Origin of the sequence: Gemmiger formicilis (genome assembly GCF_016901605.1) — a bacterium.
In the GTDB taxonomy this organism is placed as follows: Bacteria; Bacillota; Clostridia; order Oscillospirales; family Ruminococcaceae; genus Gemmiger; species Gemmiger formicilis_B.
On the sequence record NZ_JACJKP010000272.1, the window covers coordinates 1 to 2416 of the forward strand.

Below are 2416 nucleotides of genomic sequence, written 5' to 3' on the forward strand. Positions count from 1 at the left end.
TTGCGCAGGGTTCCCTGATTCTGGATGACGCCTGCGCGGATGAATGGCTCCGCCGGTTCTTTAGCACTCCGCTCCGTTCCGGACCGCGGCGTTATTATGACAATTGCCTGTATCTTTTTGCGCTGCTTGCTTTAAGCGGGCATTACCGCATCTGGTTCCCGCAAGAAGCAACGGTATAATGTACCCTACCGAAAAAACGATTTTTTCCTTCCCCTTCGGTTTGCTTTTTTCCATGAACCGCAGTTTACTGGACCACACATTCAGGAGGCTATGTCAATGTTGATTTTCATTAACGGCAACCGCTCTGTCGGCACCATCAATAAAAACATCTACGGGCATTTTGCCGAACATCTGGGGCGCTGCATTTACGGCGGCCTGTATGTAGGCGAAGATTCCGAGATTCCCAACCAGAATGGAATGCGCACCGATGTTGTCAATGCTCTCAAAGCGCTGGATATTCCCGTCCTTCGGTGGCCGGGCGGTTGTTTTGCAGACACCTATCACTGGCGGGACGGCATCGGTCCCAAGTCTTCCCGTAAGACGCTGATCAATACCACATGGGGTGGTGTACGGGAGGATAATTCCTTTGGCACCCATGAATTTATGGAGCTGTGCCGTCAGTTGGGATGCGAAGCATACATCAACGGAAACGTAGGCACCGGCACTGTACAGGAAATGTGCGACTGGGTCGAATATTGCAACATGCCCGGCGTTTCCCCCATGGCGGACTTGCGGCGGCAAAACGGTCAGGATGCACCCTGGAACGTAAAGTACTGGGGAATCGGCAACGAAATGTGGGGCGGCGGCGGCAATATGCGCGCAGACTACTACTCCGATCTGTGCCGTCAGTATGCCAGTTTCCTACGGGACTACGATCCTTCCCACAAGATTTACAAAATTGCAAGCGGCGCCTGTGATTTCAACTACGATTGGACGCAACGGGTTGCTGAACTGACCGGGGCGCTGGTAGACGCTTTAAGCCTGCATTACTACACCATTCCCGGCAGCGAATGGGAGCACAAAGGCTCTGCCACCAAGTTCAGCCGCGAAGAGTATTATATTACCATGTATAAAGCCCTTCAGATGAAGGGGTTGATTGAAAACCACACCGCACGGATGCGGCAGGCCTGCCCCAACAAAAATCTGGGGCTTGTAATTGATGAATGGGGTACATGGCTTGATGTGGAGGAAGGAACCAACCCCCATTTCCTGTACCAGCAAAACGCTATGCGGGATGCCCTGGTCGCTGCAGTCAACCTGAACATCTTTGGCGATCATTGTGATTCCGTCGTCATGGCCAACATTGCACAAACGGTCAATGTGTTGCAGGCTATGATTCTTACCGACGGGCCGCGCATGCTTTGCACGCCCACGTATCACGTGTTCCATATGTTCAAAGGCCACCAGGGGGCTCGCCAGCTGGAAACTTACGCAGAAACAGCGCTCATCGGTGCAGACGGGGCAGACTGCAAGGTTCCCAATTTGCACGTTTCCGCCAGTGAAGACCATAACGGCAATGTGCTGGTTACCGTTGTCAACCTCAGCGATCATTCCTCTGTGCCTGTTGAAATTCACTGGGATGGCCTGAGCAAGTTTACTTCCATCACCGGTCAGGTTCTTAGCGGTGATGGTGCCGGCGCGGCTGCCTACAATACGTTCGATAATCCCCATCAAGTCGAGCCGAAGCCGTTGACAAACATAACTGTTGGTACCAACAGCTTTACTTCCCTCTTGCCCGCATGCAGCGTTGCTGCCTTTACACTGAAAGCCTGATTTCCAGACAAGAGCGCCGGAGATGACTCCTGCGCTCTTCTGCTTTATTCTATGCCGTCAAACGGTTACTTTTTGCCGTCTGAATTCTCCGTAGTATCCTGAGACTGCTCCTGATTTATCTGAGAAGAGTACTGCTCCGAGCACTTCATGAAAACGCCATTTAAAACAAATGCATTTGCATAAGCAATCGAAGAGAACCCCAGCGCAAACCACAAAAACAGTCCATAGCGCAATGTGGTCTGTGTATACAGGGTAAATGCTACACATGCGCCTATCAACAACAACATGGAAAAGGTTTTGGGCAAAGAGGTCACAGACATGATAAACGCATTCCGTATGGTACCTAAAACCGTATTGTTGAATCTTGCAAGCAGCGGGAAAGCATATACGAAGGTCATCATATAAGCGATTGCTGCCACGGGAATCAAAATCTTAAAGATGCTGTTTTGGAAATTCCCGGAATGCCATAGAAGATAGATATCATAGCCCAGAAATCCCCCTGCGGCCCCAAAAAGAATTCCCATCAGTACGCCCTGGCGGAAATTTGCCCGGAATGACTTGAAAAAATTGCCGACCACCGGAGTGCCGTCTTTTTCACCCGCCATTTTTGTGGTGACATAATGTAAAGCCGTGATGGCAGGGC

The 2416-nt window shown here is 51.0% G+C and carries 2 protein-coding genes; one reads left to right on the forward strand and one right to left on the reverse strand.

The window, feature by feature from the left end:
- The first annotated feature begins 276 nt into the window (after positions 1-276).
- On the forward strand, positions 277-1773 hold the full coding sequence (locus tag H6B10_RS14015) for an alpha-N-arabinofuranosidase (RefSeq protein ID WP_204652169.1): 1497 nt from the start codon (positions 277-279) through the stop codon (positions 1771-1773).
- 65 nt (positions 1774-1838) lie between these two features.
- Here H6B10_RS14015 and H6B10_RS14020 read toward each other — a convergent pair.
- On the reverse strand, positions 1839-2416 hold a 578-nt coding region (locus tag H6B10_RS14020; protein WP_204652170.1), incomplete at its 5' end, for a YesL family protein.

Excerpts from the sequence above, each read along its gene's own strand:
- H6B10_RS14015 (WP_204652169.1), top strand. The coding sequence starts at position 277 with ATGTTGATTTTCATTAACGGCAACCGCTCTGTCGGCACCATCAATAAA.